Annotated in this window: 19 protein-coding genes; 8 read left to right on the top strand and 11 right to left on the bottom strand. The window is 71.9% G+C overall.

Annotated features, from left to right (window positions below; translation table 11 throughout):
- Nucleotides 1-50 precede the first annotated feature (50 nt).
- A complete protein-coding gene (locus ACFC8N_RS29060; protein WP_376291048.1) occupies nucleotides 51-2,156 on the bottom strand; it encodes a protein kinase in 2,106 nt (701 codons plus the stop codon).
- 165 nt (nucleotides 2,157-2,321) lie between these two features.
- Nucleotides 2,322-4,028, bottom strand: coding sequence for a glycerol-3-phosphate dehydrogenase/oxidase (locus tag ACFC8N_RS29055; protein ID WP_376291046.1), 1,707 nt, complete (start codon nucleotides 4,026-4,028; stop codon nucleotides 2,322-2,324).
- Nucleotides 4,029-4,308: 280 nt separating this feature from the next.
- On the opposite strand from ACFC8N_RS29055, the gene ACFC8N_RS29050 reads away from it, so the two are divergent.
- From ACFC8N_RS29050 to ACFC8N_RS29040, 3 genes are all read left to right on the top strand, one after another.
- Nucleotides 4,309-5,517, top strand: coding sequence for a nucleotide sugar dehydrogenase (locus ACFC8N_RS29050; RefSeq protein WP_376291044.1), 1,209 nt, complete (start codon nucleotides 4,309-4,311; stop codon nucleotides 5,515-5,517).
- Nucleotides 5,518-5,633: 116 nt separating this feature from the next.
- Complete coding sequence (locus ACFC8N_RS29045) at nucleotides 5,634-6,053, top strand: YciI family protein (RefSeq protein WP_356033465.1); 420 nt, start codon at nucleotides 5,634-5,636, stop codon at nucleotides 6,051-6,053.
- A complete protein-coding gene (locus ACFC8N_RS29040; RefSeq protein ID WP_376291274.1) occupies nucleotides 6,050-7,195 on the top strand; it encodes an RNA polymerase sigma factor in 1,146 nt (381 codons plus the stop codon). Before ACFC8N_RS29045 ends, ACFC8N_RS29040 begins: the two co-directional genes overlap by 4 nt.
- A gap of 57 nt (nucleotides 7,196-7,252) precedes the next feature.
- On the opposite strand, the gene ACFC8N_RS29035 is transcribed toward ACFC8N_RS29040, so the two are convergent.
- The 4 genes from ACFC8N_RS29035 to ACFC8N_RS29020 form a co-directional block, all read right to left on the bottom strand.
- Complete coding sequence (locus ACFC8N_RS29035) at nucleotides 7,253-8,377, bottom strand: GuaB3 family IMP dehydrogenase-related protein (RefSeq protein WP_356033467.1); 1,125 nt, start codon at nucleotides 8,375-8,377, stop codon at nucleotides 7,253-7,255.
- 116 nt (nucleotides 8,378-8,493) lie between these two features.
- A complete protein-coding gene (guaB, locus tag ACFC8N_RS29030; RefSeq protein WP_376291042.1) occupies nucleotides 8,494-9,999 on the bottom strand; it encodes an IMP dehydrogenase in 1,506 nt (501 codons plus the stop codon).
- 163 nt (nucleotides 10,000-10,162) lie between these two features.
- Nucleotides 10,163-10,750, bottom strand: a complete 588-nt coding sequence (locus ACFC8N_RS29025; protein ID WP_356033471.1) for a sigma-70 family RNA polymerase sigma factor — start codon at nucleotides 10,748-10,750, stop codon at nucleotides 10,163-10,165.
- Between the two features lie 665 nt (nucleotides 10,751-11,415).
- Nucleotides 11,416-12,027, bottom strand: a complete 612-nt coding sequence (locus ACFC8N_RS29020; protein ID WP_003948568.1) for a response regulator transcription factor — start codon at nucleotides 12,025-12,027, stop codon at nucleotides 11,416-11,418.
- A gap of 381 nt (nucleotides 12,028-12,408) precedes the next feature.
- On the opposite strand from ACFC8N_RS29020, the gene ACFC8N_RS29015 reads away from it, so the two are divergent.
- Nucleotides 12,409-12,738, top strand: coding sequence for a WhiB family transcriptional regulator (locus tag ACFC8N_RS29015; RefSeq protein ID WP_071370108.1), 330 nt, complete (start codon nucleotides 12,409-12,411; stop codon nucleotides 12,736-12,738).
- A 65-nt stretch (nucleotides 12,739-12,803) separates the two neighbouring features.
- On the opposite strand, the gene ACFC8N_RS29010 is transcribed toward ACFC8N_RS29015, so the two are convergent.
- On the bottom strand, nucleotides 12,804-13,745 hold the full coding sequence (locus ACFC8N_RS29010) for a LysR family transcriptional regulator (RefSeq protein WP_356033473.1): 942 nt from the start codon (nucleotides 13,743-13,745) through the stop codon (nucleotides 12,804-12,806).
- 80 nt (nucleotides 13,746-13,825) lie between these two features.
- On the opposite strand from ACFC8N_RS29010, the gene ACFC8N_RS29005 reads away from it, so the two are divergent.
- From ACFC8N_RS29005 to ACFC8N_RS28995, 3 genes are all read left to right on the top strand, one after another.
- On the top strand, nucleotides 13,826-14,494 hold the full coding sequence (locus ACFC8N_RS29005; RefSeq protein WP_376291039.1) for an MOSC domain-containing protein: 669 nt from the start codon (nucleotides 13,826-13,828) through the stop codon (nucleotides 14,492-14,494).
- 74 nt (nucleotides 14,495-14,568) lie between these two features.
- Nucleotides 14,569-15,342, top strand: a complete 774-nt coding sequence (locus ACFC8N_RS29000; protein WP_356033477.1) for an SDR family oxidoreductase — start codon at nucleotides 14,569-14,571, stop codon at nucleotides 15,340-15,342.
- Nucleotides 15,343-15,440: 98 nt separating this feature from the next.
- Nucleotides 15,441-16,148: an ester cyclase gene (locus ACFC8N_RS28995; RefSeq protein ID WP_376291037.1), complete on the top strand. Its 708-nt coding sequence runs from the start codon at nucleotides 15,441-15,443 to the stop codon at nucleotides 16,146-16,148.
- 76 nt (nucleotides 16,149-16,224) lie between these two features.
- Here the strand turns inward: ACFC8N_RS28995 and groL are convergent, their stop codons facing one another.
- From groL to ACFC8N_RS28975, 4 genes are all read right to left on the bottom strand, one after another.
- Nucleotides 16,225-17,853 (bottom strand): chaperonin GroEL, encoded by a 1,629-nt coding sequence (groL, locus tag ACFC8N_RS28990; RefSeq protein WP_356033481.1) that lies wholly within the window; start codon nucleotides 17,851-17,853, stop codon nucleotides 16,225-16,227.
- Between the two features lie 119 nt (nucleotides 17,854-17,972).
- Nucleotides 17,973-18,281: a co-chaperone GroES gene (gene groES / locus ACFC8N_RS28985; protein ID WP_057584642.1), complete on the bottom strand. Its 309-nt coding sequence runs from the start codon at nucleotides 18,279-18,281 to the stop codon at nucleotides 17,973-17,975.
- A 236-nt stretch (nucleotides 18,282-18,517) separates the two neighbouring features.
- Complete coding sequence (locus ACFC8N_RS28980; RefSeq protein ID WP_376291033.1) at nucleotides 18,518-19,381, bottom strand: polysaccharide deacetylase family protein; 864 nt, start codon at nucleotides 19,379-19,381, stop codon at nucleotides 18,518-18,520.
- A gap of 56 nt (nucleotides 19,382-19,437) precedes the next feature.
- Nucleotides 19,438-20,382: a polysaccharide deacetylase family protein gene (locus ACFC8N_RS28975; RefSeq protein WP_356033485.1), complete on the bottom strand. Its 945-nt coding sequence runs from the start codon at nucleotides 20,380-20,382 to the stop codon at nucleotides 19,438-19,440.
- Nucleotides 20,383-20,472: 90 nt separating this feature from the next.
- Between ACFC8N_RS28975 and ACFC8N_RS28970 the strand changes: the two genes are divergently transcribed.
- On the top strand, nucleotides 20,473-21,636 hold the full coding sequence (locus ACFC8N_RS28970; protein ID WP_362818156.1) for a class I SAM-dependent methyltransferase: 1,164 nt from the start codon (nucleotides 20,473-20,475) through the stop codon (nucleotides 21,634-21,636).
- The last annotated feature ends 36 nt before the right edge of the window (nucleotides 21,637-21,672 follow it).

Below are 21,672 nucleotides of genomic sequence, written 5' to 3'. Positions count from 1 at the left end.
CCGCATTGAGCGGATGCCGGATTATGACGCCCCAAACCGCCGTACGGTGATTACGACTTGGGTGTGAAGGACGCCGTCAGCGTCTTCCAGGTGTCCTTGCGCAGCGCGCTGTCCCAGTCCGCGTCCTTCGCGGTGTACATCAGCCCGTAGCCGAGACTGCCGTTGACGACGAATCCCCGGTCGATGGTGTGGTACTTGGCGCCGTCGACGTACGTGAACTCCCAGTCGGCCGTGTTCCAGTCGCGGTAGTCCACCTTCTCTATACGGACCTTGTGGTACTGGGAACGCACCATGTAGCGCTCCTGGTTCTTCCAGTCCGCCACCGGGTCGCCCTTGGGCGTGGTCGTCCACGCGACGAGCAGCTTCTGCCCGTCGGGGCCGGTGTAGCGGTCGCCGGCGCTGTCGCTGGACCCGTACGACCAGCCCTTGGGCAGCCCGATCGAGTAGCCCTGGCCGCCCTTGCGGGTCGACACCGCCGGCGCGCTGCCGCCGCCCTTCGCGGCGGACGAGCCGGAGCCGGCGGCGGACGCGCTCGCGCCGCCGTCGGTCCGGTCGCCCGACGGCGTGCCGCCGGCGGACGACGGGCTCGACCCCTCCGCCCGCGCGGCGCCGCCCGTGCCGCGGTCCTCCTTGGTGGACGCGCTCGCGCTCGCCGCCGCCCTGGCCCCGCCGCCGTTGTCGTTCTTGTCGCCGCCGCTGAGGGCGAAGGCGAGCACGGTGCCGAGCACGGCGAGGGCGACCACCACGGCGATGATCACCAGCGTGCGCCGGGGCACCACGTCGGTCAGCGGCGCCCTCGGCACCGGCCGCGGCGGCAGGTCCAGGTCCGGCGGCGGCATCACCGGCCAGCCCGAACTCGGCTTGCTCGCACCGGAGTTCGGCCCGCCCACGGCGGACGGGGCCGTACCGGTCTGCCGTGCGCCGCCCTCCGCAGGCCCACCGGGCCGTCCGGCGCCGGAGGCACCGGGTCGGTCGGCGCCGGTGACAGGACCGGCCGCGCCCGCGGAACCGGTCGTACGCGCGCCACCCCCCGACCCGCTCGCACCACGTGCACCGCTCGCACCACGCGTACCGCTCGAAGCGGCCGTGCCGCCCGCGGGGGGCGTGCTCGGGTTGCCGCCGCTCTTCGCCCGCGTCGCGGCCGCGGCCGAGGCGGCGCCCGCCGCCTTGCGGACCGAACGCAGCGCGCCGCGCAGCTTGTCCGCGGCCTCCTCGCTCCGTCTGCCCTCGGCGGGTGCGGGCTGCGGCGGCAGCGGAACCACCCGGGTGGCGTCCATCGGCTCCGGCTCGGGCGCGCGGATCACCTTGTTGAACTCGGAGCGGGCGCCCGCGTCGTCGAGCCGCTTGGCCGGGTCCTTGGTGAGCAGGCCGTAGATGACGTCCCGCAGCGGGCCCGCGTTCTTGGGCTCCTCCAGCGGCTCGGTCATCACCGCGGTGAGCGTGGCGATCGCCGAACCCTTGTCGTACGGCGGAGTGCCCTCCACCGCCGCGTACAGCAGGCCGCCGAGGGACCACAGGTCGGCCGCCGGGCCGGGCTTGTGGCCGCGGGCGCGCTCCGGGGAGATGTAGGAGGGGGCGCCGACGAGCATGCCGGTGGAGGTGATGGACGGGTCGCCCTCGACCTGGGCGATGCCGAAGTCGGTGAGCACGACCCGGCCGTCCTCGGCGATGAGCACGTTGGACGGCTTCACGTCCCGGTGCAGGATGCCCTCGCGGTGCGCCGAGCGCAGCACGTCGAGGACGGCGAGCCCGACCTCGGCGGCGCGCCTCGGCTCCAGCAGACCGTCCTCGCGGATGACCTCGGCGAGGGACTTGCCCTCCACCAACTCCATGACGATCCAGGGCCGGTCGTCCTCGTCGACGACGTCGAAGACCGTCACCGCGCTGTTGTTGCGGATCCGGGCGATCGCCTTGGCCTCGCGCAGCGTGCGCGTGATCAGGCGCCGCTTCTCCTCCTCGTCGATGTTCGACGGGAACCGCAGCTCCTTGACGGCCACCGTCCGGCCCAGGGTCTCGTCATCGGCCCGCCACACGGTGCCCATGCCGCCGCGGCCCAGCACGTCTCCCAGCCGGTACCGCCCGGCGAGGAGACGACGCTCGCTCTTGTCCTGACGAGTTTCCTGACGAGAAGTGCCCGCCCGCTCCGCCTCCGACATGCGTCCCCTCATGCAACCCGCCCTGACAGAGCCTCCATTGTCTCTCACCCGACAAGTGCCCGACGCCCAGGGGGCCTACCTGAAGCAGCCGTTCCGCTTATCGGGATGAGGGGTTGCAAGAGGGGAGGAACCGGGACCCTGACACCGCTTCAGGGTCTGACGCGGCTACAGCGGCACGATGTCCGGCGCCCCCAGCCGGGCCGCGTCCGCCGTCAGGTCGTCGGGCTGGAGCTGGGACTCGCGCTCGGCCTCCACCCGCTTCTCGTAGTGCTCGACCTCTCTCTCGACCTGGCCCTTGTCCCAGCCGAGGACCGGCGCCATCAGCTCGGCCGCCTCGCGGGCGCAGCGCGTGCCCCGGTCGAAGGTCTCGATGGAGATGCGGGTGCGGCGGGTGAGGACGTCGTCCAGGTGCCGGGCGCCCTCGTGGGAGGTGGCGTAGACCACCTCGGCACGCAGATGGTCGTCGGCACCGGTCAGCGGCGCGCCCAGCGCGGGGTCGGCGGCGACGAGGTCCAGGACCTCCTCGGCCAGCGAGCCGTACCGGTTCAGCAGATGCTCGACGCGGGCCACGTGCACTCCGGTGCGGGCGGCGATGCGCGCGCGTGCGTTCCACAGCGCCTGGTACCCCTCGGCGCCCAGCAGCGGGGTCTCCTCGGTCACGCAGTCGGCGACGCGCATGTCCAGGCCGTGCACCGCCTCGTCGACGGCGTCCTTGGCCATCACGCGGTAGGTGGTGTACTTGCCGCCCGCGACGACCACGAGCCCCGGCGCCGGATGGGCGACCGTGTGCTCGCGGGACAGCTTGCTCGTGGCGTCCGACTCCCCGGCGAGCAGCGGGCGCAGGCCCGCGTACACACCCTGGACGTCGTCGCGGCCGAGCGGGACCGCCAGCACGGAGTTGACGTGCTCCAGCAGGTAGTCGATGTCGGCGCTGGACGCGGCCGGATGGGCCTTGTCGAGGTCCCAGTCGGTGTCGGTGGTGCCGATGATCCAGTGCCGGCCCCAGGGGATGACGAAGAGGACGGACTTCTCGGTGCGCAGGATCAGGCCGCTGGCGGAGTGGATGCGGTCCTTGGGCACGACGAGGTGGATGCCCTTGGAGGCGCGGACGTGGAACTGGCCGCGCTCGCCCACCATGGCCTGGGTGTCGTCGGTCCACACGCCCGTCGCGTTGACGATCTGTTTGGCGCGGATCTCGTACTCCCCGCCACCCTCGACGTCCCGCAGCCGCGCGCCGACGACCCGGTCGCCCTCGCGCAGGAACCCGGTCACGCGCGCGCGGTTGGCCACCTTCGCGCCGAAGGACGCGGCGGTGCGCACCAGGGTGGCCACGAAGCGGGCGTCGTCCACCTGGGCGTCGTAGTACTGCAGGGCGCCGACCAGCGCGTCCTTCTTCAGGCAGGGGGCGACGCGCAGGGCGTGACGGCGGGTCAGATGCCGGTGCAGCGGCAGGCCCCGGCCGTGTCCGCGCGCCATGGACATCGCGTCGTACAGGGCCACGCCCGAGCCGGCGTAGAGCCGCTCCCAGCCCTTGTGCTGCAACGGGTAGAGGAACGGCACCGGCTTGACCAGGTGCGGGGCGAGCCGCTCCAGCAGCAGCCCGCGCTCCTTCAACGCCTCCCGTACGAGGGCGAAGTCGAGCATCTCCAGGTAGCGCAGGCCGCCGTGGATGAGCTTGCTGGACCGGCTGGAGGTGCCGGACGCCCAGTCGCGGGCCTCGACGAGACCGGTGGACAGACCGCGCGTGACCGCGTCCAGCGCCGTACCGGCACCGACGACTCCGGCGCCGACCACCAGCACGTCCAGCTCGCGCTCCGCCATCGCCGCCAGTGCCTCGGCGCGCTGCTCAGGGCCCAGAGTCGCTGTCCTCACCGCTGCCTCCCGCTGTCGCACTCGCTCGCGTCGGCCGCACCCGGTGGGCGAAGCCCGGTTCATCCCCTCCTCATGCCCAAATTCTGACCGGCTTGCCCGGCTTCAGCCACCACGGGCTTCCACGCTGTGGACAACTCACGCACAACCCTCGGAAGACACACGAACACAATCACACATAACGGTCATATCTCTACCTAGGCTGACATCGTGCCCGCTCAGGCTGTCCACAGCGGTTGCGCACCTGTCCCGCTTCGGCTACTGGGAAGGACGGCTCACGCCAATGCCCGCAGACCTCGCCGTCATCGGACTCGGTCCCTACGGCTTGCCGCTCGCCCAGGCCGCCGTCGCCGCCGGCATCTCCACCATCGGCTACGCCACGGGCCCCGAGGCGGGCTCGCTCAGCCCGGCCGAGCTGCGCCGGATGCACGCCGCGGGCTTCCGGCCCGGCACCGACGCCGCCCAGCTCGGCCGGGTGCGCACCGCCGTGATCTGCGCGCCGACCCCGCGCGACGCCGACGGCGGGCTCGACCTCGGCCAGGTGGAAGCGGCCGCCCGCACCCTGGCCGAACGGCTGCGCCCGCATACCACCGTCATCCTGGAGTCCCCCGTCCTGCCCGGCACGACGGAGAACTTCCTGCGGCCGCTGCTGGAGAAGGGCTCGGGGCTGCGCGCCGGACGCGACTTCCACCTCGCCTACGCGCCCAGCCGCGTCGACCCCGGCAACCGCGACCACACCCCCGCCGGCACCCCCAAGGTCATCGGCGGCCTCACCCCCGCCTGCACCGAGTCGGCCGCCGCCTTCTACGGCCGGCTCACCGACAAGGTCGTCCGCGCGCGCGGGCTGCGCGAGGCGGAGACCGTGCAACTGCTGGAGACCAACTTCCGGCACGTCAACATCGCGCTCGTCAACGAGATGGCCGTCCTCTGCTACGAGCTCGGCGTCGACCTGTGGGACGTCATCCGCTGCGCGGAGACCAAGCCCTTCGGCTTCCAGGCCTTCCGCCCCGGCCCCGGCGTCGGCGGGCACGGTGTCCCGCAGGACCTCACCGGCCACGCCACCCGCACGCTGCGCATCGTGGAACTGGCCCAGCAGGTCAACCACCGCATGCCGCGCTACGTCGTCCAGCGCGCCGCCACCCTCCTCAACGAGTACGGCAAGTCCGCTCGGGGCGCGCGCGTGCTGCTGCTCGGCGTCACCTACAAGGCCGACCTCGCCGACCTCCAGGGCACACCGGCCCAGGAGGTCGCGATCCGGCTGATGGAGATGGGCGCCTCGGTGAGCTACCACGACCCGTACGTGGCCGCGTGGAACGTCCTGGACCGCCCGGTCCCGCGCGCGGACTCGCTCTACGAGGCGGCCGCCGAAGCCGACCTGACGATCCTGCTCCAGCAGCACCGCACGTACGACCTGCAAGGCCTGTCGGTGAAGGCCCAGCTCCTCCTGGACACCCGCGGCGCCACGCCGACGGGGGCGGCGCACCGGCTCTGAGCGGGCGGAATCGCTCTCCGGAAAAATATCGGCCGCCGATGTCGAGAACCCGCGTCCGGCTCCGTCCCCGGGGTGAACGCGACCACAATGGGTCGCACCAGGCGAGGAGAGACACGATGGCCAAGTACCTGCTGCTGAAGCACTACCGCGGCGCCCCGGCCGCGGTCAACGACGTGCCGATGGACCGGTGGACGCCGGAGGAGATCTCGGCGCACGTGCAGTACATGAACGACTTCGCGGCCCGGCTGGAGAAGACCGGCGAGTTCGTCGACGGCCAGGCGCTCGCCCCCGAAGGGGCCTGGGTCCGGTACGACGGCGAGGGGCGCCCGCCGGTCACCGACGGCCCGTTCGCCGAGACGAAGGACCTGATCGCCGGCTGGATGGTGATCGACGTCGACAGCTACGAGCGCGCCGTCGAGCTGGCCGGGGAGCTGTCGGCCGCCCCGGGTGCGGGCGGGAAGCCGATCCACGAGTGGCTGGAGGTGCGCCCGTTCCTGACCGCGTCGCCCACCATCACGGAGTGCTTTCACTCGTGAACGAGGCTCTGCTGAGGAGCCTCACACCGAGCGTGCTCGCCGTCCTCGTCCGCCGCGGAGCCGACTTCGCGGCGGCCGAGGACGCCGTACAGGACGCGCTGGTCGAGGCGGTCCGCGTCTGGCCGGCCGAGCCGCCGCGCGATCCGAAGGGCTGGCTGGTCACCGTGGCCTGGCGCCGGTTCCTCGACGCGACCCGCGCGGACACCGCGCGCCGCCGGCGTGAGGACCTCGTCGACGCGGAACCGGCCGCCGGTCCCGCGTCCGGGGCCGACGACACGCTCCAGCTCTACTTCCTCTGCGCCCACCCCTCGCTGACACCGTCGTCCGCGGTCGCGCTCACGCTGCGTGCCGTCGGCGGGCTGACCACCCGCCAGATCGCCCAGGCCTATCTGGTGCCCGAGGCGACCATGGCGCAGCGCATCAGCCGGGCCAAGCGCACCGTCTCCGGCGTACGCCTCGACGAGCCCGGTGACGTGGCCACCGTGCTGCGCGTCCTCTACCTGGTCTTCAACGAGGGCTACTCCGGCGACGTCGACCTCGCCGCCGAGGCCATCCGGCTCACCCGGCAGCTCGCGGCCCACGTCGACCACCCCGAGGCGGCGGGGCTGCTGGCCCTGATGCTGCTCCACCACGCGCGGCGCGCCGCGCGGACCGCGCCCGACGGCAGCCTCGTACCGCTCGCGGAGCAGGACCGCGGCCGGTGGGACACCGCGCTGATCGCCGAGGGGGTCGAGATCCTGCAGACGGCCCTCGCCCGCGACCGGCTGGGCGAGTTCCAGGCCCAGGCCGCCGTCGCCGCACTCCACGCGGACGCGCCCACCGCGCAGGAGACCGACTGGGTGCAGATCGTCGAGTGGTACGACGAGCTCGCGCGCCTCACCGACAGCCCGGTCGTCCGGCTCAACCGCGCGGTCGCCGTCGGCGAGGCCGACGGACCGCGCGCAGGCCTCGCGGCGCTCGCGGAACTGGACGACTCACTGCCGCGCCACACCGCGGTGGCGGCGTACCTCCACGAGCGCGACGGCGACCTGGCGACGGCGGCACGGCTGTACGCCGAGGCGGCCCACAAGGCACCCCACCTCGCCGAGCGCGACCACCTGACACGCCAGGCCGCCCGGCTCAACGCCCGCCGGAGTCGCTGACGGGCCGTGCGGGACCCCCACCGCACCGGTGGACGGGGCCCCGCGGCGTCGTACGGGTCAGCGGCGGTGCTGGCTGTCCGCGACGGTGACCTCGACCCGCTGGAACTCCTTCAGCTCGCTGTAGCCGGTCGTGGCCATGGCGCGGCGCAGGGCGCCGAAGAAGTTCATCGAGCCGTCGGGGGTGTGGGACGGGCCGGTGAGGATCTCCTCGATCGTGCCGACCGTGCCGAGGTCGACCTTCTGGCCGCGGGGCAGCTCCTCGTTGACCGCCTCCATGCCCCAGTGGTGGCCCTTGCCCGGCGCGTCCGTGCCGCGCGCCAGCGGGGAGCCCATCATCACCGCGTCGGCGCCGCAGGCGATCGCCTTGGGCAGGTCGCCGGACCAGCCGACGCCGCCGTCCGCGATCACGTGCACGTACCGGCCGCCGGACTCGTCCATGTAGTCCCGGCGGGCCGCGGCCACGTCGGCGACGGCCGTGGCCATCGGGACCTGGATGCCCAGCACGTTGCGCGTGGTGTGCGCGGCGCCGCCGCCGAAGCCGACCAGCACACCGGCCGCGCCCGTGCGCATCAGGTGCAGGGCCGCGGTGTACGTGGCGCAGCCGCCGACGATCACCGGGACGTCCAGCTCGTAGATGAACTGCTTCAGGTTCAGCGGCTCGTGCGAGGACGAGACGTGCTCCGCCGAGACCGTCGTACCGCGGATCACGAAGATGTCCACGCCCGCGTCCACGACCGCCTTGGAGAACTGGGCCGTGCGCTGCGGGGAGAGCGCGGCCGCCGTGACCACGCCGGAGTCGCGCACCTCCTTGATGCGCGCGCCGATCAGCTCCTCCTTGATCGGCGCGGCGTAGATCTCCTGGAGGCGGCGGGTCGCCTGCTCGGCGGGCAGCTGGGCGATCTCGTCCAGCAGCGGCTGGGGGTCCTCGTGCCGCGTCCACAGACCTTCGAGGTTGAGGACACCCAGGCCGCCCAGCTCACCGATGCGGATCGCGGTGGCCGGGGAGACGACCGAGTCCATGGGGGCGGCCAGGAAGGGCAGCTCGAAGCGGTAGGCGTCGATCTGCCAGGCGATCGAGACCTCCTTCGGGTCCCGCGTACGGCGGCTGGGGACGACGGCGATGTCGTCGAAGGCGTACGCCCTGCGGCCCCGCTTGCCGCGCCCGATCTCGATCTCAGTCACGTCTTGGCCTTTCCCTGATGCGTTTCAGCGTCTCCCAGTATCGCCGACGGGTACGACAAGGGCGGCCCCGGATGCTCCGGGGCCGCCCTTTTCCTGCCGTCACGCGTACGCGTGCGTCACTTCCTGCTGTAGTTCGGCGCCTCGACCGTCATCTGGATGTCGTGCGGGTGGCTCTCCTTCAGGCCCGCCGAGGTGATCCGCACGAACCGGCCGCCCTCCTGGAGCTCGGGCACGGTCCTGCCGCCGACGTAGAACATCGACTGGCGCAGACCGCCGACCAGCTGGTGGACGACGGAGGCCAGCGGGCCGCGGTAGGGCACCTGGCCCTCGATGCCCTCGGGGATCAGCTGCTCGTCGGAGGCGACGCCCTCCTGGAAGTAGCGGTCCTTGGAGAACGACTTGCGGTCGCCGCGGGTCTGCATGGCACCGAGGGAGCCCATGCCGCGGTACGACTTGAACTGCTTGCCGTTGATGAACAGCAGCTCGCCCGGGGACTCCTCGCAGCCCGCGAGCAGCGAGCCGAGCATCACCGTGTCGGCGCCCGCGACCAGGGCCTTGGCGATGTCGCCGGAGTACTGCAGACCGCCGTCGCCGATGACCGGGACACCGGCCTCCTTGGCGGCGAGGGCGGCCTCGTAGATCGCGGTGACCTGCGGGACGCCGACACCGGCGACCACGCGCGTGGTGCAGATGGAGCCCGGTCCGACACCGACCTTGATGCCGTCGGCGCCCGCGTCGACCAGCGCCTGGGCGCCGTCGCGGGTGGCGACGTTGCCGCCGATGACGTCGACGCCGGCGGCGTTCGACTTGATCTTGGCGATCATGTCGCCGACCAGCCGGGAGTGGCCGTGCGCGGTGTCCACGACGATGAAGTCGGCACCGGCCTCGACCAGGGCCTGGGCGCGCTCGTAGGAGTCACCGGCCACGCCGACCGCCGCGCCGACCAGCAGCCGGCCCTCGGAGTCCTTCGCGGCGTTCGGGTACTGCTCGGCCTTGACGAAGTCCTTGACGGTGATCAGGCCCTTGAGGACGCCCTCGTCGTCGACCAGCGGCAGCTTCTCGATCTTGTGCTTGCGCAGCAGCTCCATCGCCTCGGCGCCGGAGATGCCGACCTTGCCGGTGACCAGCGGCATCGGGGTCATGACCTCGTGCACGCGGCGGCTGCGGTCGCTCTCGAAGGCCATGTCACGGTTGGTGACGATGCCGAGGAGCTTCTTGTCGCCGTGCGTCACCGGGACGCCGCTGATGCGGAACCTGGCGCACAGCGCGTCGGCCTCGGCGAGCGTGGCCTCCGGGTGGATGGTGATGGGGTCGGTGACCATGCCGGACTCGGAGCGCTTCACCAGGTCGACCTGGTTGGCCTGGTCCTCGATGGAGAGGTTGCGGTGCAGCACGCCCACGCCGCCCTGGCGGGCCATCGCGATCGCCATGCGGGACTCGGTCACCTTGTCCATGGCGGCGGACAGCAGCGGGATGTTGACCCGCACGTTCTTGGAGACGTACGAGGCGGTGTCGATGTCGTCGGGCGCCATGTCCGACGAGCCCGGCAGCAGCAGCACGTCGTCGTAGGTCAGCCCGAGTGTCGCGAATTTTCCGGGCACTCCGTCGACGTTGGCAGTCATGACACCTTCCCCAAATGGCCTTGATCGGTGCGGATGTCCATGCTAACGGGAAGCGCCGCTAGCAAATTCCACGGTACGGGGTGGCTTCAGGCTTCGTATGTTCGTACGGAAGCGGAAGCGTGACTGTTCAACAACGGGCGCCGCAGGGGCTCCGCTCACGGTGTCACTGCTCGGCGAGCGCCCTCAGGCGGCTCAGCGCGCGGTGCTGGGCGACCCGGACCGCGCCGGGTGACATTCCCAACATCTGTCCCGTCTCCTCCGCGGTCAAGCCCACGGCGATGCGCAGCAGGAGCAGTTCGCGCTGGTTCTCGGGGAGGTTGGCCAGCAGTTTCTTGGCCCACGCGGCGTCGCTGTTGAGCAGGGCGCGCTCCTCGGGACCGAGGGAGTCGTCGGGGCGCTCCGGCATCTCGTCCGAGGGGACGACCGTGGAGCCCGGGTGGCGCATCGCCGCACGCTGGAGGTCGGCCACCTTGTGCGAGGCGATGGCGAAGACGAACGCCTCGAAGGGGCGGCCGGTGTCGCGGTAGCGCGGCAGGGCCAACAGGACCGCGACGCAGACCTCCTGGGCGAGGTCCTCGACGAAGTGACGCGCGTCGCCCGGCAGCCGGGACAGCCGGGTGCGGCAATAGCGCAGCGCGAGGGGGTGGACATGGGCGAGCAGATCGTGCGTGGCCTGCTCGTCCCCGTCGACGGCACGATGCACGAGCGCACCGATCGCCCCCTGGGCCGTGCCCGCATCGTCGTCGCGCATCGGTCCATGGTGCCTTGCGGCCGTCCGGTCCGTCGCATTGTGCTCGTGGTTGTGCACCGAAGCGTTATGAGCAGGTGCGCCGGCACTCATCTCCTGCGCCCTCCCCTTCCGCTCGACCGACTCGTCCCCGAGAGACTCCACATCTCAAGGATGCGGCATCCGCGCCGAAACGAGCGTCGCGCGTACGGCGTGCTGCCTTGCGCGCCACTCGCAGAGATGTCCGGTGGGGTCGTACGCCCGGCGCACGCCACCCGCGCGCCCGCACCCCGAACCACCCCGCACGGCACCGTCCGTGGCCGCTCCGCTCCGGGCCGACGAACGCCGCCGACCTGGGCCTTGCCGGACGACACCGCTCCTGCGGACCGGCGTGTGACGGCACCCGGCGCACGGCGCGTGATCACGGTCCCGCACACGGGGGAACACCGTGCCGACGAGTCGGCGCAGATGCCCCCGAATGTGACCGGGTCCACCCCGTGACGGCACCTCACAGCAACTCCCCCGGGCGGCCGGGACGCGCGTCCGGGGCGTTCACGAGCGCTCCCGGGGCGCGAGCCAAGTCCCGGGGCGCGCGCGGCGACTGCCCGGGGCGGCGGGGCCGTCGCCGGCCTCGGGCGAACCGCCCGGGGCCGACCGGTCCCGCCCGGCCCCGTGGGGCCGGACACCGGCTACCGGACCAGTCCCCAGCGGAAGCCGAGCGCCACGGCGTGGGCCCGGTCCGAGGCGCCGAGCTTCTTGAACAGGCGGCGCGCGTGCGTCTTGACCGTGTCCTCGGAGAGGAACAGCTCGCGCCCGATCTCCGCGTTGGAGCGGCCGTGGCTCATGCCCTCCAGGACCTGGATCTCGCGCGCGGTGAGCGTGGGCGCGGCGCCCATCTCGGCGGAGCGGAGCCGGCGCGGGGCCAGCCGCCAGGTCGGGTCGGCCAGCGCCTGCGTCACCGTGGCGCGCAGCTCCGCGCGCGAGGCGTCCTTGTGCAGATACCCGCGGGCGCCGGCGGCGACCGCGAGGGCCACGCCGTCGAGATCCTCGGCGACGGTGAGCATGATGATGCGCGCGCCCGGGTCCGCCGACAGCAGCCGGCGCACGGTTTCCACACCGCCCAGGCCGGGCATGCGGACATCCATCAGGATGAGATCGGAGCGGTCGGCGCCCCAGCGGCGGAGGACTTCCTCGCCGTTGGCCGCCGTCGTCACGCGCTCGACACCGGGCACGGTCGCGACCGCGCGGCGCAGTGCTTCTCGGGCAAGCGGGGAGTCGTCGCAGACGAGGACGGAAGTCATGACCGCCCTCCGCAGCTGATGCGCGTCACCTTGAGCCTCCAGGCTGGTACGGAATCGTCACCTGTGCGGTCGACCGCCCCGGACGCCTGCCCGAGTGCCGGTGTTCTCAACCGCCTCCGCACTCTCAACGACGGTCACTCGAAAGAGTTACGGGGCTGCATACCGTCATCGGCACTCTACGTGAGGGTCTCGACACGGTGCAGACACGACCAACAGACCCTCAACTTTTCATCACAACCCATGCCCCATTCGGCCGCTTTTCTTCCCGTTTCGGGATGTCCGAGGCTAGATTCGCAATGAGTCATATTTTCATCTCCTTAGACCGGAGATGTACGGTCGTTGGCACCGTATCCGCCCAGAACGGCTACAAGGGGTCACGTAATGGCAGATTTCTCCCGCCTTCCCGGACCGAACGCTGACCTGTGGGACTGGCAGCTGCTGGCTGCCTGCCGCGGGGTGGACAGCTCGCTCTTCTTCCACCCGGAGGGTGAGCGCGGGGCGGCTCGGAGCGCTCGCGAGAACTCGGCCAAGGAGGTCTGCATGAGGTGCCCTGTCCGTGCGGAGTGCGCGGCGCATGCGCTTGCGGTGCGTGAGCCGTACGGCGTGTGGGGCGGCCTGACCGAGGACGAGCGTGAAGAGTTGATGGGGCGGGCTCGCAACCGCCTGGTGTCGGCGTCGACCACCAGCGGGAACACCGCCCCGAGTCATTGAAGGAACGTTTCTTCAACTATTCCGGGCACCCACGCGCGTGCCCGTGACCGGTGCCGTCGCGCCGCTTACGCGCGCGCGGGCGTGCCCTCGTGCCCCTGTGTGTGCCCCTGTGCGCGCAGGGACACACGGGCCAGTTGCTCCAGGGTCGCCGCCACGGCCGGCACCTGGGCCAGGTCGGGCAGTGTGAGGGCGACGATCTCGCGCCGTACCGCCGGCTCCAGCCGGACCGTGCGCACGCCCCTCGGCCGGACCGACTCCACCGCGAGCTGCGGCAGTACGGCCACGCCGAGGCCCGCGCCGACCAGACCGACCACCGCCGGGTAGTCGTCGGTGGCGAAGTCGATGCGCGGGGTGAAGCCGGCCCCCTCGCACACCTCGACCAGCTGGCCCCGGCAGCGCGGGCAGCCCGCGATCCAGGGTTCCTGGGCCAGCTCGCCGATGGCGACGCTCTCCGCGCGCGCGAGGCGGTGCCGCTCGGGCACGAGCGCGACCAGCCGGTCCGTCAGCAGGGGCCGTACGACGAGGTCGTCCCAGTCCTCGGCGGCGGCCGCGCCGGCGTAGCGGAAGGCCAGGGCCAGGTCGCAGTCGCCCTCGCGGAGCAGCTCGACCGACTTCGGGGGCTCGGCCTCCTCCAGGGAGACGCGGGTGCCGGGGTGGGCGGCGCGCAGGGCGGCCAGGGCGGTGGGGACCAGGGTGGAGCTGCCGCTCGGGAAGGAGACCAGCCGGACCCGGCCGGCGCGCAGGCCGGCGATGGCGGCGACCTCCTCCTCGGCGGCGGTGAGCCCGGCGAGGATGCCGGAGGCGTGCCGGACGAGGGCCTCGCCGGCCTGGGTCAGGCGCATCTCGCGGCCGGTGCGGACCAGGAGCGGGGTGCCGACCGAGGTCTCCAGGGCCTTCATCTGCTGGCTGACGGCGGGCTGGGTGCAGCCCAGTTCGCGCCCCGCCGCCGAGAAGGAACCGGTGGCGGCGACGGCGCGCAGGACACGGAGATGGCGGGCTTCTATCACCCTCCAAGTATAAGCCCCGCTTGGAGATCGCGCCCGATATTCGCTCGACGCTTTGAGATGACCTCCCGTACCGTATGTGCATGAAAGTCCTCACGGTCAATCTGGGCCGCCCGCAGCCGGTGCCGTACACGGACCAGGCGCAGGGCGTGACGGGCATCGACAAGAAGCCGGCCGACGGTCCGGTTCGGGTGGCGGCGCCGGGCCCCAAGGGGACCGGCGCGAGCGGGCTCGCCGGGGACGCGGTGTGCGACCTGCGCCATCACGGCGGGGACGAGCAGGCGGTGTACGCGTTCGCCCGCGAGGACCTCGACGACTGGGAGCGCGAACTCGGCAGATCTTTGGCCAACGGTTGCTTCGGGGAGAACCTGACGACGCGCGGGCTGGACGTCTCCGGGGCGCTGATCGGCGAGCGCTGGCGGGTCGGCGCCGAGCTGGTCCTGGAGGTGACCTCGGGCCGGATTCCGTGCCGTACGTTCCAGGGCCATCTGGGCGAGCGCAGCTGGGTCAGGAGATTCACCCGGAAGGCCGTGACGGGGGCCTACCTCCGGGTGATCGAACCGGGTGAGATCCGCTCGGGCGATCCGGTCGAGATCGTGCACCGCCCGGACCACGGGGTGACGGCGGCGATGGAGTTCCGCGCGACCACCACCGAGCGGGAGCTGCTGCCGCGGCTGCTCGCGGCGGGCGGCGCGCTGCACGCGGAGGCCCTGGCGCAGGCGCGCAAGTACGTGGCGCAGCAGCGGGGCTGAGCGGCTGTCACCCCGGTTCCCGCACGGGGCCCGGGGCAGCGGAGGCTGTCGGTCCGGGTCACTACCCTTGGGCCATGACAACGGCTCTGATTACGGGATCGACCGCGGGGATCGGCGCCGCGTTCGCGCGGCGGCTGGCGGCGGAAGGGCATGACCTCGTCCTGGTGGCGCGGGACGCCAAGCGGCTGCGCGAGCAGGCCACCGAGTTGCACGACCGGCACGGCATCGAGGTCGAGGTGCTGAGCGCCGACCTGTCCGAGGACAAGGGCATCGAGTCGGTGGCGGACCGGCTGGGCGACCGGAAGCACCCGGTCGACCTGCTGGTCAACAACGCCGGCTTCGGCAACAAGGGACGCTACCTCGACGTGTCCATGGCCGACGAGCTGAAGATGCTCAAGGTGCACTGCGAGGCGGTGCTCCGGCTGACGTCGGCGGCGGCCGAGGCGATGCGCGAGCGGCACCGGGGCGGCATCGTCAACGTCGCCTCCGTGGCCGCCTTCGTGCCGCGCGGCACCTACGGCGCCTCCAAGGCCTGGGTCGTGCAGTTCACCCAGGGGGCGGCCAGGGACCTGGCCGGCAGCGGGGTGCGGCTGATGGCCCTGTGCCCCGGCTTCGTGCGCACCGAGTTCCACGAGCGGGCCGGGATGGGCACGGACAACATCCCGGGCTGGATGTGGCTGGACGCCGACAAGCTGGTCGCGGCGGCCCTGGCCGATCTGGCGCGCGGCAGGTCGCTGTCGATCCCCGACCCGAGGTACAAGGCGCTGATGGGCCTGGTGAAGGTCACGCCCCGGGCGCTGCTGGGCGGGATCACCTCGAAGACGGGGCGCAAGTACGGACCGCAGTAGCCCCCGGGCGAGCACGGACGACGCCGTCGCCCCGGTGTGAGAACGGGGCGAAAATGGGCGTGACGGAAACCGGGCCAGGGGGGCCGGGAGGCGGCGTCATGACCTTCGTACAACTCATCGAGTGCAGGACGAGCCGGCTGGACGAGATGAACCGGCTCATGGACGACTGGGTCGCGCAGACCAAGGGACGGCGGACGGCGACGCACGCGCTGGTCGGCAAGGACCGCTCGGACGCGTCGCACGTCGTGGAGTTCGTGGAGTTCCCGTCGTACGAGGAGGCGATGCGGAACTCGAACCTCCCGGAGACCGACCGGGTCTTCCAGGGGATCCTCGCCCTGTGCGACGGGATGCCGACGTTCACGGACCTGGACGTCGTGCGGGACGACCGGCCGGCCGAGGAGACCGTGCGGCGGTTCTTCGCGGCGCTGACGGCTCCGGGTGAACTGCCGCCGCTCAACGACCTGTTGGACGAGGACATCCACAGCCACGACCCGATCAACCCGCAGGACACCCTGGGGCTGGACAACTTCCGCGCCGAGGTCCGGATGTGGCGCACGGGCTTCGACCTCACGTTCACGATCGAGGACCTGCTCGTGCAGGACGAGCGGGCCTGCGCGCGCTGGACCGGGAACGCCACGCACAAGGGCGAGTTCCTGGGGATCGCGCCGACCGGGCGGCAGGTCGTCATGAGCGGGACGACGGTGTTCCGGTTCGGCGCCGACGGCAAGATCGCCGAGACCTGGTGGCAGCACGACACACTGGGGCTGATGCAGCAGCTGGGCGCGCTGGACGAGTTGGAGCAGTAGCCCCGCGCGGGGGCGGACAGGGCGAAGGCCCGGCTCCCCTTCCGGGGTGCCGGGCCTTCGCTGACGGGTGCTTGCCTCAGTGGGCGTGGCCGTGGCTGTGACCGTGGCCCGCGGCCTCCGGCTCCTCTTCCTTCTTCTCGACGACCAGGGTCTCGGTCGTGAGCAGCAGGGAGGCGATGGAGGCGGCGTTCTCCAGGGCGGAGCGGGTGACCTTCACCGGGTCGATGACGCCGGCCTTGACCAGGTCGCCGTACTCGCCGGTGGCGGCGTTGTAGCCCTGCCCCTTCTCCAGGTCCTTGACCTTGGAGACGATGACGTAGCCCTCCTGGCCGGCGTTCTCGCCGATCCAGCGCAGCGGCTCGACCACGGCGTTGCGGACGACCGCGACACCGGTGGCCTCGTCGCCGGTCTTGTCGAGGTTGCCCTCCAGGACCTTGGAGGCGTGGACCAGGGCGGAGCCACCACCGGAGACGATGCCCTCCTCGACCGCGGCGCGGGTCGCGGAGATGGCGTCCTCCAGACGGTGCTTCTTCTCCTTCAGCTCCACCTCGGTGGCGGCGCCGACCTTGATCACGCACACGCCGCCGGCCAGCTTCGCGAGGCGCTCCTGGAGCTTCTCGCGGTCCCAGTCGGAGTCGGTGTTCTCGATCTCGGCCTTGATCTGGGCGACGCGGCCGTGGACGTCCTCGGTCTTGCCGGAGCCGTCGACGATGGTGGTGTCGTCCTTGGTGACCGTCACGCGGCGGGCGGAGCCCAGCACGTCCAGGCCGGCCTGGTCGAGCTTGAGGCCGACCTCCTCGGAGATGACGGTGGCGCCCGTGAGGACGGCCATGTCCTGGAGCATCGCCTTGCGGCGGTCGCCGAAGCCGGGGGCCTTGACCGCGACCGCGTTGAAGGTGCCGCGGATCTTGTTGACGACCAGGGTCGACAGGGCCTCGCCCTCGACGTCCTCGGCGATGATCAGCAGCGGCTTGGAGGCTCCGGCCTGGATGACCTTCTCCAGCAGCGGCAGCATGTCCTGGATGGAGGAGATCTTGCCCTGGTTGATGAGGATGTAGGGGTCCTCCAGGACGGCCTCCATGCGCTCCTGGTCCGTCACGAAGTACGGCGACAGGTAGCCCTTGTCGAAGGCCATGCCCTCGGTGAAGTCCAGCTCCAGACCGAAGGTGTTGGACTCCTCGACGGTGATGACACCGTCCTTGCCGACCTTGTCCATCGCCTCGGCGATCAGCTCGCCGACCTGCTGGTCCTGGGCGGACAGCGCGGCGACGGCCGCGATGTCGGACTTCTCGTCGATCGGGCGGGCCGTGGCCAGCAGCTCGTCGGAGACGGCCTTGACGGCGGCGTCGATGCCCTTCTTCAGGGAGGCCGGGGAGGCGCCGGCGGCGACGTTCTTCAGGCCCTCGCGCACCAGCGCCTGGGCGAGCACGGTGGCGGTGGTGGTGCCGTCACCCGCGATGTCGTTGGTCTTGGTCGCCACCTCCTTCACCAGCTGCGCGCCGAGGTTCTCGTACGGGTCCTCGATCTCGACCTCGCGGGCGATCGTGACACCGTCGTTGGTGATGGTGGGGGCGCCGAACTTCTTGTCGATGACGACGTTGCGGCCCTTGGGGCCGATCGTCACCTTCACCGTGTCGGCCAGCTTGTTGACGCCGCGCTCAAGGGCGCGACGGGCGTCCTCGTCGAACTTCAGAATCTTCGCCATGACAGCGGAAGCCCTCTCGGAAATCTGTGGGTGAAAAAAGCTGCGCCCCGGGCGCCCGGCTTCTTATCGGTCGCGGGGGCCAGGGGCGCAGCTCAGGAGCAAAGGAATGCTCGAAGTGATTACTTCTCGATGATCGCGAGCACGTCGCGAGCCGAGAGGACGAGGAACTCCTCGCCGTTGTACTTCACCTCGGTGCCGCCGTACTTGCTGTACAGGACGACGTCGCCGACCTTGACGTCGAGCGGAAGACGCTCGCCGTTCTCGAAGCGGCCCGGACCCACGGCGAGGACGGCGCCCTCCTGGGGCTTCTCCTTCGCGGTGTCCGGGATGACCAGGCCAGAGGCGGTGGTCTGCTCGGCGTCGAGCGGCTGGACCACGATGCGGTCCTCAAGCGGCTTGATGGCAACCTTGGAGCTGGTGGTCGTCACGATCCGACCTCCCCCTTCGGAGATCTCACGGGGTTAACTGTCTGAGGTGGCGACCAGGTGGATCCGTCGTCGCGGGTGCCGGACCTGCCCGTCGCGTGTTTGGCACTCTCACGCGTCGAGTGCCAGAGCCGAGACTATGACCGCGATTAGCACTCGGTCAAGCGGACTGCTAATCCGTGCGGCGCGTCGGCCGGACGAAGGTCCCGGACGGCCCCCGCGACCGCTTCCGGGAGCGGCTACAGGTAGTCCTCCAGCCGCCCCACCGTCAGCCCCCGCTGCTGGGCCCTGCGCAGCACCCTGATCGTGCGGTCCCGCAGGGTCCGGCCCGTCGTCTCGTCCGGCCCGACCAGGACGATGTCACCGGGGCGAAGGCGGTGCTCGCCCCGGCTGTAGGCCAGGTCGGCCGGGGTCATGGCGGCGCGCCACAGGACGAACGCGGAGATGCCGCAGTCGGTGGCGGCGCGCAGGGTGGTCGTGTCGTAGGAGCCGTAGGGCGGGCGGAAGAGGCGGGGGCGCAGGCCGAGCCGGGACTGGAGGCGGTCCTGCTGGCCGCAGATCTCGGCGCGCTGGCTCGCGTACGGCAGTCCGGCCAGGACGCGGTGGTCGAGGGTGTGGTTCTGGATGCCTGCGCCCAGCGCGCGCAGCCGGGCGAAGTGGTCGTACCGGGGGCCGGCCACGCTGTCGGTGAGGAACATGCTGACCGGCAGCCGCAGTTCGCGGACCATGTCGACGAAGCGGGGGTCCTTGTCGGCGCCGTCGTCGTAGGTGAGGAAGACGACCGGGTCACTGGTGGGGACGTGGTCCATGACCCGGGGCAGGGAGCGGCCGGCGCTGTGCGGGCTCAGGGCGAGGGTGTGGGCGTCCGGCCGGGGCGGGCGGGCGAGGGGCTCGGTGAGGCCCCAGTGGCGGTAGCGCCGGTCCGTGGCGGGGCCGTGCGGGGCGTGCGGCCGGACCTCTTCGGCGGCCTTGCGGCCGAGGCGTTCGATGGGGTCGACGGACTGCGCGCAGCCCGCGAGGAGGAGCGCGGGGAGGAGGAGCGCGGCGCTCAGCGCCCGGCGCGCGCGGCGGGCGGGGGCACCGCCGGGCACAGGGCCGGACACGGGGCCGGGCACGGGAGTTCGCCGGTGGGGCGGGGCCCAGGGGCTCCTCCCGCGCGTCACAGGTAGTCCTCCAGGCGGGCCACGGCGTAGCCCTCGCGGGTGACCTTGTTCAGGAAGCGGCGCATGTCGTCGACCATCGTGCCGTTCCACTCGGAGCGGCCGCGGAAGTGGGTGAGGACGATGTCGCCGCGGCGCAGCTTCTGGTCGTCCTCGCGGTACTCCCAGTGGTCGACGTACACCTCCTCGTTCCAGATCGGCGCGTACCTGATGCCGCAGGCCTTGGCGGCGCGCAGGCTGTCCTGGTTGTAGTTGCCGTACGGGAAGCGCATGACGGTGGGCGCCTTGCCGAACTGCTTCTTCATGATCTCCTGCATGCCGCAGATCTCGGCCTTCTGGTCCTCGTAGGACAGGCCCGGCAGGTAGGGGTGGTGCAGGGTGTGGTTGTCGAGGGTGTGGCCCTCGGCCTGCATGGTGCGGAAGTAGCCGTAGTCGTCCTTCACCAGGTAGTTGCTGAGGAAGGCGGTGTACGGGATCTTCAGGTCCCGCATCATGCGCAGGAAGCGGGGGTCCTTCTCCGAGCCGTCGTCGATCGTGAGGAAGACGATCTTCCGGTCGGTGGGGATCGTGGTGAAGACCGGGGGCAGGTCCCAGTCCACCTGGTGTTTCACCTCGAAGCCGGCCCGGGCCCTGATCTCCGGCTTCACCCTGGGCGGTGGCGGGGGCGCCAGCGGGACCCCGTTCAGGCCCCAGCGCTTGGCGGCGGCGACGAGGCGGGCGTGCTCGGCGGCCTGCCGGGCCCGGGCGCCCAGGGCCTGTTCGGGGCCGCCCCGGCCGCTGGGGGCGGGGCGGGTCACGGCGGGGCGAATCTCGACGGGACGGGTCTCGGCGGGGCCGGCGCAGCCGGAGAGGAGGGCGGCGCAGGCCAGGGCGGCGGCTCCGCAGCCGAGTCCGGGACGTCCGCAGTGCGACCAATTCTTATCGTTTTGTACGACTGCTCGCATGACGCCGGATCCTCCCAGGACCGCCCCCGGATCCCCGGCCGACACCGCCGCCGCAGGCGCGCCGTCCACCGACTGGCCCACAATGACCCGGTGAACGACCTCGCTCTCCTGCTCACCCCCGAAGGCCGCGCCCTCCTCGACGAGGTGCGCGACACCGCACCGGCGGACGAACTCGCCGTCGCCACCCGGCTGCGCCGCGACCACCCGGCCGAGCTGGTGTCGGCCGCGCTCGGCCAGGCCCGGCTGCGGCAGCGGGCGGCGGCGAAGTTCGGGGCGGCGGACGCGGGGCGGATGTTCTTCACGCCGAACGGGGTCGAGCAGTCGACGCGGGCCGGCGTGGCGGCGTACCGCGCCGAGCGGTTCACGGCGCTCGGCGTGACCTGCGTCGCCGACCTGTGCTGCGGGATCGGCGGGGACGCGATCGCGCTGGCCCGGGCCGGGATCCGGGTGCTCGCCGTGGACCGGGACCCGGTGACGGCGGCCACGGCCCGCGCGAACGCCGAGGCGCTGGGCCTCGCCGAGCTGATCGAGGTCCGCGAGGCCGACGTCACGGAGGTGGACACGAGCGGGTACGACGCGGTGTTCGTGGACCCGGCGAGGCGGAGCGGCCGCGGCCGCATCTTCGACCCGGAGGCGTACTCGCCGCCCCTGTCCTGGGCGGTCGGCGCGGCCCGTACGGCTCCCCGCGCCGCTCTGAAGATCGCCCCGGGCATCCCGCACGAGGCGGTTCCCGCCGAGGCGGAGGCCGAGTGGATCTCCGACGGCGGGGACGTGAAGGAGGCGGTGCTGTGGTTCGGCACCGGCGCGCCGGGCGCCGTACGGGCCACCCTGCTGCCCGGCCCGCGCACGCTGCTGGGCCGCGGGCTGCCCGACCCGGACGTCCGGCCGGTGGGGCGGTACCTGTACGAGCCCGACGGCGCCGTGATCCGCGCGCATCTGGTCGCCGAGGTCGCGCAGGACCTGGCCGGAGGTCTGCTCGACCCCACCATCGCGTACGTCACCGCCGACGAGCGGCGCCCGACCCCGTACGCCACCGCCTACGAGATCACCGACCAACTCCCCTTCAACGTCAAGAAGTTGAAGGCCCTGCTGCGTGAACGCGAGGTCGGCACGCTGACCGTGAAGAAGCGCGGGTCGGCGGTCGAGCCGGAGGAACTGCGCAAGAAGGTGAAGCCGCAGGGGCCGAACGCGGCGACGGTGTTCCTGACCCGGGTGGCGGGCGCACCGACGATGCTCGTGGGGCACCCCGCCTGAGCGCTCCGCCGGAAGTGCCGGGATGCGCCGTCGATC

Source organism: Streptomyces sp. NPDC055966 (genome assembly GCF_042269865.1).
Classification (GTDB): Bacteria; Actinomycetota; Actinomycetes; order Streptomycetales; family Streptomycetaceae; genus Streptomyces.
The sequence above is the reverse complement of the archived record's forward strand: the minus strand, read 5'-3'. Positions and strand labels throughout refer to the sequence as shown.

Excerpts from the sequence above, each read along its gene's own strand:
- ACFC8N_RS29060 (WP_376291048.1), bottom strand. The coding sequence starts at position 2,156 with ATGTCGGAGGCGGAGCGGGCGGGCACTTCTCGTCAGGAAACTCGTCAG.
- ACFC8N_RS29045 (WP_356033465.1), top strand. The coding sequence starts at position 5,634 with ATGGCCAAGTACCTGCTGCTGAAGCACTACCGCGGCGCCCCGGCCGCG.
- guaB (WP_376291042.1), bottom strand. The coding sequence starts at position 9,999 with ATGACTGCCAACGTCGACGGAGTGCCCGGAAAATTCGCGACACTCGGG.
- ACFC8N_RS29020 (WP_003948568.1), bottom strand. The coding sequence starts at position 12,027 with ATGACTTCCGTCCTCGTCTGCGACGACTCCCCGCTTGCCCGAGAAGCA.
- ACFC8N_RS29025 (WP_356033471.1), bottom strand. The coding sequence starts at position 10,750 with ATGCGCGACGACGATGCGGGCACGGCCCAGGGGGCGATCGGTGCGCTC.
- ACFC8N_RS29000 (WP_356033477.1), top strand. The coding sequence starts at position 14,569 with ATGACAACGGCTCTGATTACGGGATCGACCGCGGGGATCGGCGCCGCG.
- ACFC8N_RS29005 (WP_376291039.1), top strand. The coding sequence starts at position 13,826 with ATGAAAGTCCTCACGGTCAATCTGGGCCGCCCGCAGCCGGTGCCGTAC.
- ACFC8N_RS29050 (WP_376291044.1), top strand. The coding sequence starts at position 4,309 with ATGCCCGCAGACCTCGCCGTCATCGGACTCGGTCCCTACGGCTTGCCG.
- ACFC8N_RS29015 (WP_071370108.1), top strand. The coding sequence starts at position 12,409 with ATGGCAGATTTCTCCCGCCTTCCCGGACCGAACGCTGACCTGTGGGAC.
- groL (WP_356033481.1), bottom strand. The coding sequence starts at position 17,853 with ATGGCGAAGATTCTGAAGTTCGACGAGGACGCCCGTCGCGCCCTTGAG.
- ACFC8N_RS28995 (WP_376291037.1), top strand. The coding sequence starts at position 15,441 with ATGACCTTCGTACAACTCATCGAGTGCAGGACGAGCCGGCTGGACGAG.
- ACFC8N_RS28975 (WP_356033485.1), bottom strand. The coding sequence starts at position 20,382 with ATGCGAGCAGTCGTACAAAACGATAAGAATTGGTCGCACTGCGGACGT.